Here is a 14472-nt window from a genome sequence, read left to right on the forward strand (position 1 = left end):
TTACCTTCACCACTCCAACTTACATTACCTAAAAGGAATAACCCGCGTACCTCTCCGCATTGCTAATACTGGTCCAGATGTCCGGGCTCTCGCCGCCGATGTGCCAATAGGCGATGCCGGCCAGCTTTTGCCGGGCGGCCAGATTGAGCTTGGCTGTCAGGGAGCGGCCCTCCTCCAGCCAGATGGTGTGCTTCAGCTGCCCGGTATAGCTGACCACATACTGCCCAAGCGTGCTGTTCCAGACCGGCCGCAGGCCATAGCTGCTGACGCGCTGATTCTGTTCGGCAAGAGACAGCTCAACGGAGGATGCCGGCACGGAGCCCTGCTTCAGCGTCCAGTCGCGTGTATACAGCGGCATGGCCAGAATCACCTTTGAAGCCGGCACCGCCTGCAGCAGCTTACCCACCGCCTGCCGGACATAGGGCAGCGAAGCGTTCGAGCCGGGGCTCGGGCTCCCGCCGTAGTGCTCATCATAGCCCATCATCACCACGTAGTCTGCCTGTTTGCCAAGTGCTGCATAGTCAAAGGCTTCTGTCCAGTCTGTCCCGAGATCGGGCGATACATCTACCGAGAGTACAGCGCCGAGTGCATGCAGCTTGCCGGCCAGCTGGGTAACGAAGGCTGTCAACGCAGCCTTGTCGGCCGCAGCCACATTCTCGAAATCGAGATTCAGGCCATCCAGATCATATTTGCCGACAAGCGCCGCCAGTTGATTAACAGCCGCCGTTCGTGCTGCCGTACTGGACAACAGCTGATGTGTAGCGGCCTGATCAAAGCGGTTGCCGACCATTGGCCAGATCTTCTTGTTATTATTCTTCGCCCAGGTAACCGATGAAGCTACTGTCGAATCCGATACAGTTCCGGTACTCCCTACAAAATACCAGCGCGGAGATAAGGTGTTCACATTGGATATCAGTATGCTGTTCTGATACTGTGCCTCAGTCTGGCCATACTGCCAGCCCATTACGATCCGCGGGTTCTTACCCCGCTCAAGCTCAGCCACCCAATCCTGCTGCTGCAGTACCCGGTAGATAAGCACCGCCGTTTCCTGCCGTGTAATAGGAGCCGCAGGCCTGAAAGCGCCTGTCTGGTCGCCCTTCATTAAGCCTAAACTGCTAACGGCCGCTACTGCACCGCCCGCCCAGGTGGCGATTGTGCCGCTGTCCCGGAAGACAGCCTGCATATCCGCTGCGTTCCCTGTCTGCTTAAACGCCCGGGCCAGTAGCGCTGCAGCCTCCTGGCGGGTAACCGGCTGAGCCGGAGCAAAGGTCCGCTCTGAGGTTCCTCCGGCCAGCTCCAGCTGGACAGCGGCCTGAATCCAGCCATAATACCAGGCGTTCCTGCCCACATCGGTGAATGGTGAGATCGGACTGTTGACGGGTTCCAGCTTCAGCAGACGCCCCAGTATGGTAACGAGCTCCGCTCTGGATACCAGGCCCTGGGGCGAGAAGGTGCCCTCAGAAGTTCCGGTTATGATCTTCTTGTTATATAAGTCTATGATTTCGTTCTTGGCATAACTGCTTGCCAAATCGTCAAACGGCAGCCCGTTTTCTGCTGACGCGGACGGGCTGTATGTAGTGTAAATTGCGGCTGCACACAAGACAGCAGCTGCTCCAGTTGCGATTCTTCCCAATATACTCTTCACGTTACTGCCGGACCCTCTCTCACTACTATTTTGCCGAGAGTATACCAGAGATAGAGTCTGTTATCACCGCTTAAATACTGGCAGAAGGATTAAGTGTCACCAGATTGCCCGGACGCCGTACCCGTCAGAAGTTTAATTCGAAACCCGCGTGGTTATGAATGGAATAGAGTATAAGATTCGGAGTCTATAAAATTTGAAGTAAGCCAGGAGGAAACAGCATAATGAAGGATTCCAGTTCAACCGGCGGCATTACGGCAGCGGAGAACACAGGCCTCGCCGCACAAGCAGTCGACGCTATCGAAGGCTTATCCGGCGCTGGCTGATCTGCTGTCCCCGGCCAAAAGCATGGCTGTGCAGTTCAGCCTGCCGGACGGAGGGATTACGAGCCTTGTCGGCGTTACCCTGCCGATCTTTTTTGCCCGTACGCCGGAATCCTTTATTGATATCGTCCGCATTGCGCACAAAGCACGTGAAGGCAATCTCGGTCCGCTCGAGCTGATGCCGTGAAGAACAATAACCTATCATTGGAAGGACGGGAGTACTGATGGAACAGGCTATGATTATTGTGAATCCAACCTCCGGAAAGGAAGAAGGGGCAGGGTATGTCCAATTGGCCCTGGATATTCTGGAAGAGCAGGGATATGCGGTTACTGTGATGGAGACGCAGCAGGAAGGGGATGCTACCCTTTTCAGCACGACTGCATGTAAGCAGGGCTACGGCCTGGTGGTGTCGATCGGCGGGGATGGTACACTGCATGAGGTGATCAACGGGCTGAGCGGGGAGCCGGACTGTCCCAAGCTTGGGGTCATTCCGCTCGGAACGGTAAATGACTTTGCCCGCGCGATCGGGCTTTCACTGAATCCTGAAGAAGCGATTCGTACCCTCGCTTCCCCTGCCACCCGCGCAGTGGATGTTGGACAGCTGAACGGGCGGCTGTTCATCAATGTGGTAGCCGCCGGTGCAATCGCCGAATCCGTATCTGCGGTAACCTCAGAAGATAAATCGCGGTTCGGCTCACTGGCTTATTTCAGGAAAGGGCTGAAGGAGCTTACAGGCAACGCGCCCAATCACCTGACCATCACTTATGACGGTCAGGTATGGGAGGGCGATTCGCCGCTGTTCATTGCCGCCCTGACGAATTCGGTCGGCGGCTTTGAGCGGCTGGCTCCGGGCGCTGCCGTTGATGACGGCCTGATCCACTGCTTTGTCATCAAGGATTTGACGATCCTGAGCACTCTTTCCGTCAGCATATCCCTGCTGCTAGGCAACCTGAAGAATCACAGGGATGTAGAATACTTCACAGCCCGCAGCGTGACTGCAGAGTCCGCCGCCCCGATGCGGACCAATGTTGACGGCGAAGAGGGACCTGCACTGCCGGTGCAGGTCAGCGTCCTGCCGCGCCATATCCGGGTCGTTGTGCCGGAGGAAGAAACCGGCTGACAGCCGGTTTTCTTATCCCCCTGGCATCTCCAACCCGGCCATTCTGCCAGCCGGCCTACACCTGCCGCTGCAGCTTCCGGGCATAAACAATCTGGCCGATGTGATAGGCATTATGCGTGGCGGCATTGCTGATAATCTCCCACCACAGCGCGGGTTCCGGGAAACCGTTCACCTGCGCTTCCAGGCGATCCTCGGCAAGCAGCGTCTGCCACCGCAGCAGGACATCCAGCAGTCCGCTCTTCAATTCACTGAATGATACATTCTCCGGCAGAATAAAGCTGTTATTGTTATCGCCAATAGGCGGTACGGCATCCACCCGGCCGACCTCATAACGGGTCTGCCAGGTTTTATTCCAATACAGCAGATGCTGTGTCAGCTCGGCAATACTGTTCAGGCCGGCATCCGGCTTCCAGAACGCCTCCTCTTCCGTCACCCCTTCCACTGCCTGCATAAACGGCAAATGCCAGCCGGGATCATTGGCACCTGCCAGCAGCTGGTTGGCTAATACTTCTCTCGCATGAATCATTCTATTCACTCCCTGGTCTATACTGGTTGAGCTTGCCCTGATAAATCAACTCCAGCCGCTCACTCTGGCGGAAATCATCCGGCGTAACGAGCGCCGGCAGCTTATTCCACAGCTTGATGCCGGAACGGTCGAGAATTTCCGCAACGAACTGTGAGCAGAAGTACGAGTTGCTGAATTCCACCGGTTCCTTCAGGGCAATGCCGATGACGCCCAGAATGTTATACAGGTATTTCTGCCGGCTGCGGATAAAAATGTGCAGCACCCGCTTCATTTTCTCCACTTCCCGCTCTGTAACTTTAAGCTCATAGATCACGCAGGTCGTATTCGGATATTTACTGAAAGTCCCCGTATGCAGATCCTCCTTCACGAACCCCCCGTTCAAAGGATTGCTGGGATGCTTCCTCCCGAAGCTGTACATCTCCGACAGGTCACGGGTAAATGAGATAGACGCATGGTTGTACGGAGCCCTGGTATAGCCCTGAATAAGCCGTGTAAACAGTGTTCCGGTATTCGTAAGCAAAATAAAGACCGATTGATTACCTTCCATTTACAAATTTTCCCCTTATCATGTTCGGACATTTCCTTCATAATAACATATGATTCCTTTATTGGAATCCTATCCTGAAACAGGCTGGTGATCGGCTCTTGAACAGCTCTTTATTCACACTACTCCTTATTACCGGCGGCCTTTCGGTCATCCATCTGGTCTATCTTGCCGTCAGCAGGCTTCAGAAGGACAAGGACTATACCGGTATCGGCTTCCGCATCAAAACCTGGTGGGGCATGCTGTTTATTTTTTGCCTGGCCACGCTGTTCAATGCAGTGGTGTCCCTGCTGTCGCTGATGGTACTATGCTTCTTCTCGCTTAAAGAATATTTCTCCATGATCCGCACGCGAAAAGCCGACCGCAGGCTGTTCCTGTGGGCTTATCTGGCGATTCCGCTGCAGTTCTACTGGATCTATATCGAGTGGTACGGGATGTTCATCGTCTTTATTCCGGTCTACGTCTTCCTGCTGCTGCCGCTCCCACGGCTGCTGAATAAGGGAACGCTCGGCTTTCTGCGCAGTGTCAGCTCCACCCAGTGGGGAATGATGCTGATGGTGTTCGGGCTCAGCCATCTGGCCTATTTCCAGTTCGCCACTCCGGAATACGGCGCGGGACTGGTGCTGTTCCTGGTGGTGCTCACCCAGCTGAACGATGTGGCCCACTATCTGGGGTCGCTTTATTTCGGCAAGCATAAGGTCGTTCCGACTGCCAACCCGCACCTCACCTGGGAGGGCTTTATCTGCGGATTTGTGGCCACAACCGCCGTTTCTTATCTCATCTATCCTTACCTGACCCCGCTCACTCCGCTGTTCGGACTGCTGTCGGGGGTATTAATCAGCCTGAGCGGCTATTTCGGCAGCCTGACTGTCTCTGTACTGAAGCGCGACCTGCTGATCGGGGACGATGACAAATTCGCTGCCCTGCAAAAAAGCTATCTGAGCCGGGTGGACAGCCTGGCGTACACCTCACCGATCTTTTTCCATGTGATCCGGTATTTCTTTGATTTCATGTAGCATCCGTACGATAGGCATTCCTTAAGAGGGGTGTCTATTTTTTTGCAAAATAAAACGGTTAACCTGCAGGGTTTGGAAAAGAGCCTTCGTCTATTACGGTGGGAAGGGGGAGAGGACTCATTGATGAGGAACGTTTGATCAAGCAGATTTTACAGGGCGACCACGCCAAGTTCCGCTGTCTTATCGACAGTTACGGGCGGCATATCTACCAGGTTACCTATTCTGTGCTTCACCAGGCCCAGGATGCCGAGGATGCTGCCCAGGAGGCTTTTGTCCAAATTTATAAGTCTCTCCCCCAGTACCGTTCAGAAGGGTTCAAAACATGGATCACCCGCATCGCCCTGCATAAAGCAATCGATATCAAACGCAAGCTGGAGCGCCGGAAGGCGGAGGTTAATAACAGCGGGGATGTAATTCTGCAGACCGCCGATCATCAGGCAGACGTTGTTCGCCAGCTGTTGAAGCAGGAGGAGAAGGAGCTTTTGCGGCAAAATATAGTGTCCCTCCCCCGCCAGCACCGTGAGATTATCGTTGATTTCTACTTAAAAGAAGAAAATTATGAGCAGATTGCCCTGAAATCGCAGATCTCGGTAAGAACGGTGGAGTCGAGGCTGTACAGGGCACGTCAATGGATCAGAACACACTGGAAGGAGACGCCGCGGGATGAATAAACCTGATCAGCAGGAATGGATACGTTACGTACAGGGAGAGATGACCGGGCCGGAGCGGGAACAGATGGACAGACTGCTTCTGGAAGATCCTGAAGCGCTTCTCTCCTATATGACTGCTCTGGAGCACAGCACGGTACCGCAGCTGCCTGACGGAGAGGCCTTTGCCGGACAGATCATGGACCGGGTTATTCCTTATCCATCTGCTGCAGAGCCAACAACCAGGCAGGCAGGCGGCCGGCTTTACAAGATACTGGGCAACCAATGGGTGCATTACATCGCCGCAGCCTGTATAACGATGCTGTTTATCTCCGCCGGCGTATTTGACCGGATCGCTCCGGGTAATCTGGATGCCGGTGCCGGAATAAAGCAGCCTTACAGCGAGAAAATGGTCCAAAAAGCAACCAGGTGGCTCGAAAACATCAAGCCTGCCCTCCATAAACCATAAGAATTGAAAGGACTGAACGCCAATGCCGCAGCAGCGCAGCAAGATGCTGGCTTTTCTGCTTAATATGATTCCTGGCCTTGGGCACTATTATTACGGAAGCCGGCTGAAGGGGTTTATTTACGGATTTATCTTTTTTGGAGGCCTGGGTCTTGCCTTTCTTGCACTCGTTGCGGGAAGCGATGAGGGGCTTGCCGCCTTCTGCCTTTTAGCAGCAGCCGTTCTCTGGTTCATCAGCATGTTCAGTATGGTGATCAGACTGATCCGGGAACCGGATTATCCGCCATACTACCATCATTATCCCCACCCGCAGGGTCAAATACCGGGCAGCCCCGGAGGGCCGCTGGAACAGCCTGCGTACGGATACCAGCCGCTGGAAGGATATGAATATCCGCCGCAGCAGAATATAGAGCCGCGCCGGGAGAGTGAGCGGTTCTACACCATCCTTCTGTCCTTTGTTCCTGGTCTTGGCCATCTGCACTTAGGCCTGCTGCAGCGAGGGTTATCGTTCCTGATCGGGTTCTTCGGCCTTGGCATTATGCTTGTATTTGTAGCCGGCATTACCAGGCAGCAAACGTTTCTGATCTTTCTGCTCCTGCTGCCGGTATTGTGGCTGTACTGCATGTTCGATGCCGCCCAGCATGTGAACCGCAAGCAGGCCGGCGAGCTGTTGGAGGACAAGACGATCTTCGAGCAGCTTGAGCACGGCAGCAGCGCCGGCAAAAAAAGCAAGGTCATCGCCACCCTGCTGGCCGCCTTCCCCGGAGCCGGACATATGTATCTGGGGCTGCAAAAAAGAGGCCTCCAGCTAATGCTCATCTTCCTTGGAAGCATCTATATTCTGGATCTGCTGAATCTCTCGCTGTTCCTGTTCTTTATTCCGATTGCCTGGTTTTACAGCTTTTTTGACGGGATGCAGCAGGCCAGCAAATACGGCAGGGAGCCCCTCTATGACAAGCCGGTCCTTGAAGGCTGGACCCGGTATCAGGGCTGGATCGGCGGTGCTCTGCTGTTCCTGGGTGTGTATTACCTGTTTATCCGGATTGTTGTTCCGGAGCTAGACTTTAACTATGGCTTGTATATTGCCCGGATTCAGTCGTATATGAATACGCTGGTCGTTGCCCTGCTGATGATCGGCGGGGGCATCCGGTTATTAACGAATTCACGGAAAAAGAATACCGAAGCAGAGCGGTTTCTCAGAGCGCTGGAGCGCGAACCCAAGTAGAAACAGTAAGCAGCAAACAGCACGTTTCCCCGGTAAGGGGGAACGTGCTGTTTGCTGTTTCACTAATCATATTGCCGGCTTTAAAAGCCGCTCTTACATCTGAGTCTCACTGTCCGTTCCGGATTGCGTTGTACCTCCGGTCCCGGCAGAAGGAGCACCGGTCGGTGGAGTGCCGCCAGCGGTGCCGCGGTCAGGTCTTGTACCGCCGCTCATTCCGCCTCTGCCGCCTCCGCCCATTCCGCCCATACCCTGGGTTGCTTCGGTAACACCGGATTCATTCAGCCAGGTTACGCTGCTGGAGAGGTCGAAGCTTACAACTTCTGTGCCGCCGCTGTATGTGCCGTCAGTGTATACGCCGTCTACTGCGGTGCCTGTAGAGCTGCCGCCGGTGGAGAGGGTGTACGAGCCGCCTTCTTTCAGGTCAGGCGAGCTGATTACAACCGAGCGGTAACTCTTCGCCGGTGCAAAGGTTGCAATGGTGTTGCCGTCTTTATCCTTCAGGTTCACCAGTTGTCCGGCTTCCTGAGAATCGGTGAATGTCATGGCAATAGAGTACTGGCTGGAAGCATCGCCAGGTGCCTGAAGCATACCCGCGCTTCCTGCGGCGATCAGATATCCGCCGGTAATTTCGAAGGAGCCGTCGTAATCCAGGGCGCCGTTACCGTCATTGGTCGGGCCGTAGACGGTAACAGTACCGCCGCTCATTATGATTGAGCCGTTGGAATCAAGGCCGTCACCAGAAGCATCTACAGTCAGTGTGCCGCCGGTGATCGTCAGCATATTGCTGCCGGAGCCTGCGAACTGATCCTGGCCGCCTGCAGTTTGTCCGGCATTAGTATCATTGCCGCCCGCTACGTTTACGCCGTCATCGGAAGCCACTACATCGATGTCACCGCCGGAGATGGTGATATTGGCGCCTTCAATCCCTTCGTAGCTCTTGGTGATCTTAATGGTTCCGCCGGAGATTGCTGTCAGGCTGTCGGCGTGAATACCGTCATCGCCTGTTTCAATCTGGAATTCCCCGTCTGTAATGGATATATTGCTGTTGCTGTGCACAGCATCATCTGCCGAGTCGATGGTGAAGCTGCCGCCGTTAACGGTGAGATCGCCGCCGGCTTTCAGGCCCTTCATGCTGACCGATTCTGTTTCGGTTGCTGCTGCTGTGTCCGTGGATGCCGCTGCATTGGTGTCTGCCGGCGCAGTAGTCCCGCCTGCCGTCCCGGCTGCTGCATCACCTGCCGGCATTTCCGGCGGTGCAGCCTGCGTACCGTCACCTGACGGAGCCTGGCCGCGCATTCCGCCGCCGCCAAAGCCGCCTCCACCGAAGCCGCCTTGATCGCCTGTCTTCACTTCTGCGTTGGCACTTCCGCCGCCGGTAACCAGATTGTACGTGCCGCCGTCGATTACAAGGGAGGTTTCACCTTGTATACCGTCGTTTGCAGCTGTAATATCAAAGGTCCCTCCGGAGATTGCGATGAAGCCCTTCTCGGTATCTTCATCATTGGTCGACTTGATGCCGTCGCCCTCTGCCTTAATGGTAATGCTGCCGTCCTGCACGGCTACCAGGTCTTTCCCGACCAGGCCGTCATCCGCAGCCTGTACTTCAATGGTGCCGGAGACGATTTTCAGATCATCTTTGCTTGTAATCCCGTCGTTGTAGTTACCGGTAACCTTCAGCGTGCCTGTACCGTTAATGGTCAGATCGGCCTTACTGAAAATCGCTGCACTCGGCTCATCCGTAGCTGCATCCGGGTACACATATTTTGTGGCATCGGTTACTGTGTTCACTGTACCGTCTTCCAGTGTCATGATTACCTTGCCAGCTTCCTTAATGTAGACCGGTGCACTGCTGCTGTTCGTAAGCGTAGCTCCGTTCAGCACGAGATGCACGCTGCTATCATCCTGCACGTCGATGATGATCTGTCCGTCACTCAGTGTTCCGCTCAGCACATAGGTCCCACCGGCCGAGATCGTTACCGTGTTACCCGAAACAACTGCACCAGATCCAGTCACGGTGGCACCAGTTCCACTTAACGCAATCGTTGTGGCGCTGTCAGCGCTCCAGGCTGTAGCCACATCTTCTTCATCAAAGCTTACGAGGTCGGCCGTCTTCACACTTGCCAGCTGGACATTTGCTGCAGACCCGCTGGTGGCAACTGCCGTAGTTACTGCTGCCGTAGCAGCCGATGATGATGTATCTGCGTTGTTAGTTGTACCGCAGGCTGACATGACGGCTGCTAATAACAGGACCAGCCCCGCTTTACTTGCCATGATAAATTTACTCATATCTGATCAATCCCTTCCATTCTCATTTTAGTATTCCGTGGTAGTAGGACTCATGGTCAGCGACAGATCCAGGTTGCCGTTCCGGGTGCGGATGGCATCCAGGAATTCCTTCTGGCTCGTGTGCTCATCAAGGGTAACGTTATACACCAGCTCATAAAGGCTGCCGAGCTCGGTGGTTCTGATTTTTTTCAGCTCATATACGACATTGAACTTGTTGAACACTTCAGCAAAAGCTTCTTCGTAGCCCAGATTTTCCGGGATGGTTACCTTCAGTGTTTTTTGCGCAGATTTTCTTACGCCAAAGCCGGTGCGGTTGAGAATGACCATGATGATGCAGAGAATGATAGTGAACAGGACCGCGTAGCCGTAAGCGCCGACGCCGCAGGCCAGGCCCGATGCCATGGTGAACAGGACAAAGGTGATGTCCTTAGGATCGCCGGGCGCACTTCTGAAGCGGATAATCGAGAACGCACCGGCCAGACTGAAGGCTCTGGCAACGTTGCTGCCGATCAGGAGAATGATGATGGCTACAATAACAGGCAACAGAACCATGGTGAGCGTGAAGCTCTGCGAATAGCCGGCAGGGCTTGTTTTCATATAAGTGAAGCTGATCAGCGCACCCAGCGCCAGGGAGATCAGGATCGTCAGAACCGCGTTGCCAAAGGTTAGAGCCGTGCTGTCAGAGACGGCGGTGAAAATGGAATCAAGCATACAGGACACTCTCGCTTTCTACTTTGCTGTTTCTCAGCATTTTTTTATATTCGTTGCCGTATTTGGAGAAGCTGGTGCGGTACATCTGGTGCTCGGAGAGCATTTTGGACAGCCACACCGGAATCGTCTTCTCGGCTTTGACCTCCATCAGCCACTGGCCCGGTTCCATCAGCAGCTCGCCGTGAGTGCCGTGCTCCATTTTCAGATCGTACCGCCGGCTTCTGATATTCGTGTCAAAGGTGATGCGCAGATCGCGGTTATTTTTGCAGAACAGGGCTTTGCGGTCATAGGACAGATACACCATCGGCTTCAGATCGTAGCAGCTCAGGAAGTATTTGATTTCCTCAACCACCTGCTTGTTCATGTAGTCCTTGTACTCAGGCGGGATACCTGTGCGGACAAAATCGTAAGCTTCGTGCAGCTTGAGCGAGGTTCTTCTTTTGTTGACGAGACCGAAGACCTTCTTCTTGATCTCCAGGTAGACCTTGGAGTCACCATTTGGAACACCGTATGCCCGGAGGCGCAGCTTTTCTTTGTATTTCGGCTTGGACAGGCTGTTGCGGATCAGCGTATTGCTCGGTGTGTCGTAGTACAGATTAGTAATGGAATAAAACTCATGCTGTTTGTTGTAATCGTCCGGTTCCATATATTCGAGCAGTTCGTTATAGAGCTTCAGGTACGCTGCATGATCGAACAGGTATTTGTTTTCATAGCGGTTAAAAACCTCGATAGCCATTTGGGATCAAATCCTTTCTCATCGGAATGTTTCGTGTGATTCGTATGTCTCGCTTGCCTATGAATGTATCTTAGCGGCCGAACCTTTAATGAATCTTAAATGGATTTTACACTGCGTTTATTTTTTTACACCGGCTTTACAAAGGGCTTCTGCAGCAAAAGAACCCCCCGGTATATAGTAGAAGCTTTGAATTCTGCCTCCGCGGTTAAGGTTGATTAAAGGTAATCTTGCTATAATGGCGTAAGTTACAGTACAGACATTAAGCTAACCAGGGGATGATGACAGGGTGAGAATATTAATCGTGGAAGATGAGGTGCACCTGGCCGAGGCCGTGACCCAAATCCTGAAAAAGCATAACTATTCCGCAGACGCCGTACATGACGGCAGAACGGGCCTCGATTACGCGCTTAGCGGGATCTATGATCTGCTGCTGCTGGACATCATGATGCCGGAGATGGACGGGATCAGCCTGCTGCGGGCCTTGCGCAAAAAAAGCATCCCGACCCCCGTCATCTTCCTGACGGCCAAAGGGGATACCACCGATATGGTGACGGGGCTTGATTACGGCGCCGACGATTATATCGCCAAGCCCTTCTCTTCGGAGGAGCTGCTGGCAAGAATCCGCGCGGTGCTGCGCCGCAAAGGCGAGGTGCTGCCGGATGATGCACTGAAATACGGCGATCTGGAGCTGAATACGACAAACCTGAAGCTTATGGTGGGCGGCAAGGAAATGAAGCTGAATCTGAAGGAGAGCGAGCTGCTGGAGCTGCTGATGGTCCGCAAACAGTCCGTCACCTCGAAGGAGCAGATCATTGAGAAGCTGTGGGGCTTTGATTCAGAGGCCGAGCATAACAATGTGGAGGTCTATATTTCTTTTCTGCGCAAAAAGCTTACGTTTCTCGGGGCCTCCACTCGCATCAGCACGATCCGTAATGTGGGCTATGTATTAGAGGTGAATGCCTGATGTTCAAAAAGCTCAGAAACCGCTTCCTGATTGTCAACCTGGTGACGATCTCCGTGATGATGCTGGTCGCCTTTGCTACCATCTACATCATCAACTACCTGAATGTCCAGAATGACATCCGCATGGATCTGCAGCGGATTACCGAGGCCTTCCAGAAGCCGGGCAGCGGCGAGCACCGCGGCGGCGGGATCGGCGATGGCAGCGGCGGTGCACCGGACGGCGGCACAGACACTGGAACGCAGCGCCAGGATATTGGCGGCGGCAGCTTCGGGAGAATGGGCGGCAGTCCGCCGCCGGAGCGTTCGATCTCCTTCATGATCGAGACCAATAACGACTGGCAGCAGACCGGCACGCCTGTCTCACAGCTCAGCATGGATGATGAATTCTATGCCCAGGCACTGCAGAAAGCCGTTGATATGAATAAGACAACCGGGAGATTCGTGCTGGACGGCAGTCTTTGGGCCTTTGAGACCAAATCCGCCGCTGACGGGCATATGCTTGTTTTCCTCGACATTACTTCCCAGCAGAAGATTCTTACGAACCTGATCTACATCTTCACCGTTGTCGGTGTTGTGATGCTGGTCATCCTTTATTTTACCAGCCGCTACTTTGCGAACCGCTCCATCAAGCCGGTACAGGAAGCCTTCGACAAGCAGAAGCAGTTCATCGCAGATGCCTCGCATGAGCTGAAGACGCCACTGGCCATTATTAATACAAATACGGATGTGCTGCTCTCTAATCCCGAAGATACCATTCTTGAGCAGTCCAAGTGGCTGTACTACATCAAATCGGAGACGGAGCGGATGGCCAAGCTGACGAGCGATCTGCTCTACCTGACCGAAATGGATGATTCCCGCACCGGGATGATCCATGCCCCCTTCAACATCAGCGAAGCAGTGGAAAATATCATCCTGACGATGGAGGCCGTCATTTTCGAAAAGAATGTAGCGCTGGAGTATGATATCGAGCCTAATCTGACTGTGCACGGCAACAGCGAGCAGATCAAGCAGGTCGTCATGATCCTGCTGGACAATGCCGTCAAGTACACAGGGCCGAAGGGTGAAATCACCCTGTCTCTGCGCAGGCAGCATAACGACGTGCTGCTGTCCGTCACCAATACCGGCGAAGGTATCGCCCCTGAGCATCTGACCCGGATCTTCGACCGGTTCTACCGCACCGATACCTCGCGCGCCCGCAAGCAGGGCGGCTACGGACTTGGCCTCGCGATTGCGAAGTCGATTGTCGAGCAGCAGCATAAGGGTAAGCTGTATGCCAAAAGTACGGTGGGAGAATCAACTACGTTTTATGTGCAGCTGTCATAATTAAATCGAATTTTAGATAACCGGCTGAAACCAGGTCGAGGGTCCCTCCGTATCAGAGTTATTACCGATAAGGAGGAGATTCACAGCAATGTCCATGTTTAAAAGAATGCTCGCAAGCGCCGGAATCGGTGCCGCTGAGGTGAACCTCATGCTTCACCAGGATGTAGTAAGAGCCGGTGATACACTCAGCGGGGTTGTCCGCATTCAGGGCGGCCGTGTGGATCAGAAGGTTGATGATGTATATGCCTTCGTCAAGACCCGCTACGTGAAGGAGCATAACGATTCCAAGAGCCATGCAGAGGCAACCATTGCCAAGTTTTTACTGGCTTCCGGTTTCACCGTGGAGGCGGAGAAGGTCTATGAGTTCCCTGTATCCTTCCAGCTTCCGTCCGTTACTCCGGTGACCATGGGCAGGACTCCCGTATGGATTCATACCGGGCTTGATATCAAGGAAGCCCTCGATCCTAAGGACGAGGACTATCTCCAGGTGCTGCCTCATCCGCATTCGGCGGTTGTTCTGGATGCTGCAGCCCAGCTCGGCTTCCGGCTCCGCGAGGTCAGCTGTGAATACGCTCCTCATTACGGCAAAAGAAACGGGCTCCCCTTCGTTCAGGAGTTTGAATTCCTGCCTTCCAGCCAGTTCCGCGGCCGCCTGGATGAGCTGGAAATCATGTTGTACCCGGATGAGCAGGGCGTTGAGCTGCTGCTGCAGATTGACCGCAAGGCCCGCGGATTTTCCGGCCTGCTGGCAGAAGCGCTTGATGCCGACGAGAAATTCGTAAGGCTACGCTTTGACCAGAGTCATCTGGCGTCGGGAACGGAATACATTGCGGGCCAGCTGCTCGCAACAATCAGCAAATACGCATAACTTGCTTCTATACAAGAAACCGGCTGGACGGATAGTAATCCGTCCAGCCGGTTTTTGTGTACAGGGCAGCCGTTA

At 54.0% G+C, this 14472-nt stretch carries 15 protein-coding genes; 9 read left to right on the forward strand and 6 right to left on the reverse strand.

Going from position 1 to position 14472, the window contains the following annotated elements; all coding sequences use genetic code 11:
- Window positions 1–28: 28 nt before the first annotated feature.
- On the reverse strand, window positions 29–1645 hold the full coding sequence (locus tag M2108_RS05700) for an S-layer homology domain-containing protein (RefSeq protein ID WP_277506106.1): 1617 nt from the start codon (window positions 1643–1645) through the stop codon (window positions 29–31).
- Between the two features lie 345 nt (window positions 1646–1990).
- Between M2108_RS05700 and M2108_RS05705 the strand changes: the two genes are divergently transcribed.
- Both M2108_RS05705 and M2108_RS05710 read left to right on the forward strand, forming a co-directional pair.
- Window positions 1991–2152 carry a hypothetical protein gene (locus M2108_RS05705; protein WP_277467977.1) on the forward strand — a complete coding sequence of 54 codons (162 nt, stop codon included), beginning with the start codon at window positions 1991–1993 and terminating at the stop codon, window positions 2150–2152.
- 37 nt (window positions 2153–2189) lie between these two features.
- The gene (locus tag M2108_RS05710; protein WP_277467976.1) at window positions 2190–3086 is read left to right on the forward strand and encodes a diacylglycerol/lipid kinase family protein; all 897 of its coding nucleotides are present in this window, start codon (window positions 2190–2192) and stop codon (window positions 3084–3086) included.
- A gap of 55 nt (window positions 3087–3141) precedes the next feature.
- Here M2108_RS05710 and M2108_RS05715 read toward each other — a convergent pair whose 3' ends face one another.
- Complete coding sequence (locus M2108_RS05715; protein WP_277467975.1) at window positions 3142–3612, reverse strand: DinB family protein; 471 nt, start codon at window positions 3610–3612, stop codon at window positions 3142–3144.
- Between the two features lies 1 nt (window position 3613).
- Window positions 3614–4159, reverse strand: a complete 546-nt coding sequence (locus tag M2108_RS05720) for a hypothetical protein (protein WP_277467974.1) — start codon at window positions 4157–4159, stop codon at window positions 3614–3616.
- A gap of 98 nt (window positions 4160–4257) precedes the next feature.
- On the opposite strand from M2108_RS05720, the gene M2108_RS05725 reads away from it, so the two are divergent.
- From M2108_RS05725 to M2108_RS05740, 4 genes are all read left to right on the forward strand, one after another.
- Window positions 4258–5172, forward strand: coding sequence for a phosphatidate cytidylyltransferase (locus M2108_RS05725; RefSeq protein ID WP_277467973.1), 915 nt, complete (start codon window positions 4258–4260; stop codon window positions 5170–5172).
- A 134-nt stretch (window positions 5173–5306) separates the two neighbouring features.
- A complete protein-coding gene (locus M2108_RS05730) occupies window positions 5307–5843 on the forward strand; it encodes an RNA polymerase sigma factor (protein WP_277467972.1) in 537 nt (178 codons plus the stop codon).
- Window positions 5836–6288: an anti-sigma factor gene (locus M2108_RS05735; protein ID WP_277467971.1), complete on the forward strand. Its 453-nt coding sequence runs from the start codon at window positions 5836–5838 to the stop codon at window positions 6286–6288. The genes M2108_RS05730 and M2108_RS05735 overlap by 8 nt, the downstream gene beginning before the upstream one ends.
- Window positions 6289–6310: 22 nt before the next feature.
- A complete protein-coding gene (locus tag M2108_RS05740) occupies window positions 6311–7510 on the forward strand; it encodes a hypothetical protein (RefSeq protein WP_277467970.1) in 1200 nt (399 codons plus the stop codon).
- Window positions 7511–7603: 93 nt separating this feature from the next.
- On the opposite strand, the gene M2108_RS05745 is transcribed toward M2108_RS05740, so the two are convergent.
- The 3 genes from M2108_RS05745 to M2108_RS05755 are packed head-to-tail and all read right to left on the reverse strand — an operon-like array spanning window position 7604 to window position 11243.
- Entirely contained in the window at window positions 7604–9796 is a 2193-nt protein-coding gene (locus M2108_RS05745; RefSeq protein WP_277506108.1) for a carbohydrate-binding domain-containing protein, read from the reverse strand.
- A 27-nt stretch (window positions 9797–9823) separates the two neighbouring features.
- On the reverse strand, window positions 9824–10507 hold the full coding sequence (locus M2108_RS05750) for a DUF4956 domain-containing protein (protein WP_277467968.1): 684 nt from the start codon (window positions 10505–10507) through the stop codon (window positions 9824–9826).
- Window positions 10500–11243, reverse strand: coding sequence for a polyphosphate polymerase domain-containing protein (locus M2108_RS05755; protein ID WP_277467967.1), 744 nt, complete (start codon window positions 11241–11243; stop codon window positions 10500–10502). The genes M2108_RS05750 and M2108_RS05755 overlap by 8 nt, the downstream gene beginning before the upstream one ends.
- Window positions 11244–11529: 286 nt before the next feature.
- On the opposite strand from M2108_RS05755, the gene M2108_RS05760 reads away from it, so the two are divergent.
- The 3 genes from M2108_RS05760 (at window position 11530) to M2108_RS05770 (ending at window position 14397) form a co-directional block, all read left to right on the forward strand.
- Entirely contained in the window at window positions 11530–12207 is a 678-nt protein-coding gene (locus tag M2108_RS05760; RefSeq protein WP_277467966.1) for a response regulator transcription factor, read from the forward strand.
- Window positions 12207–13529 carry a sensor histidine kinase gene (locus tag M2108_RS05765; protein WP_277467965.1) on the forward strand — a complete coding sequence of 441 codons (1323 nt, stop codon included), beginning with the start codon at window positions 12207–12209 and terminating at the stop codon, window positions 13527–13529. The genes M2108_RS05760 and M2108_RS05765 overlap by 1 nt, the downstream gene beginning before the upstream one ends.
- An 88-nt stretch (window positions 13530–13617) precedes the next feature.
- Window positions 13618–14397, forward strand: a complete 780-nt coding sequence (locus M2108_RS05770; RefSeq protein ID WP_277467964.1) for a sporulation protein — start codon at window positions 13618–13620, stop codon at window positions 14395–14397.
- Window positions 14398–14472 lie beyond the last annotated feature (75 nt).

It is taken from the genome of Paenibacillus sp. PastM-3 (assembly GCF_029893965.1).
In the GTDB taxonomy this organism is placed as follows: Bacteria; Bacillota; Bacilli; order Paenibacillales; family Paenibacillaceae; genus Paenibacillus_AQ.

Coding starts and splice junctions, on each gene's coding strand:
- M2108_RS05705 (WP_277467977.1), top strand. CDS start 1,991: ATGGCTGTGCAGTTCAGCCTGCCGGACGGAGGGATTACGAGCCTTGTC.
- M2108_RS05750 (WP_277467968.1), bottom strand. CDS start 10,507: ATGCTTGATTCCATTTTCACCGCCGTCTCTGACAGCACGGCTCTAACC.
- M2108_RS05735 (WP_277467971.1), top strand. CDS start 5,836: ATGAATAAACCTGATCAGCAGGAATGGATACGTTACGTACAGGGAGAG.
- M2108_RS05710 (WP_277467976.1), top strand. CDS start 2,190: ATGGAACAGGCTATGATTATTGTGAATCCAACCTCCGGAAAGGAAGAA.
- M2108_RS05740 (WP_277467970.1), top strand. CDS start 6,311: ATGCCGCAGCAGCGCAGCAAGATGCTGGCTTTTCTGCTTAATATGATT.
- M2108_RS05770 (WP_277467964.1), top strand. CDS start 13,618: ATGTCCATGTTTAAAAGAATGCTCGCAAGCGCCGGAATCGGTGCCGCT.
- M2108_RS05745 (WP_277506108.1), bottom strand. CDS start 9,796: ATGAGTAAATTTATCATGGCAAGTAAAGCGGGGCTGGTCCTGTTATTA.
- M2108_RS05765 (WP_277467965.1), top strand. CDS start 12,207: ATGTTCAAAAAGCTCAGAAACCGCTTCCTGATTGTCAACCTGGTGACG.
- M2108_RS05715 (WP_277467975.1), bottom strand. CDS start 3,612: ATGATTCATGCGAGAGAAGTATTAGCCAACCAGCTGCTGGCAGGTGCC.
- M2108_RS05755 (WP_277467967.1), bottom strand. CDS start 11,243: ATGGCTATCGAGGTTTTTAACCGCTATGAAAACAAATACCTGTTCGAT.
- M2108_RS05720 (WP_277467974.1), bottom strand. CDS start 4,159: ATGGAAGGTAATCAATCGGTCTTTATTTTGCTTACGAATACCGGAACA.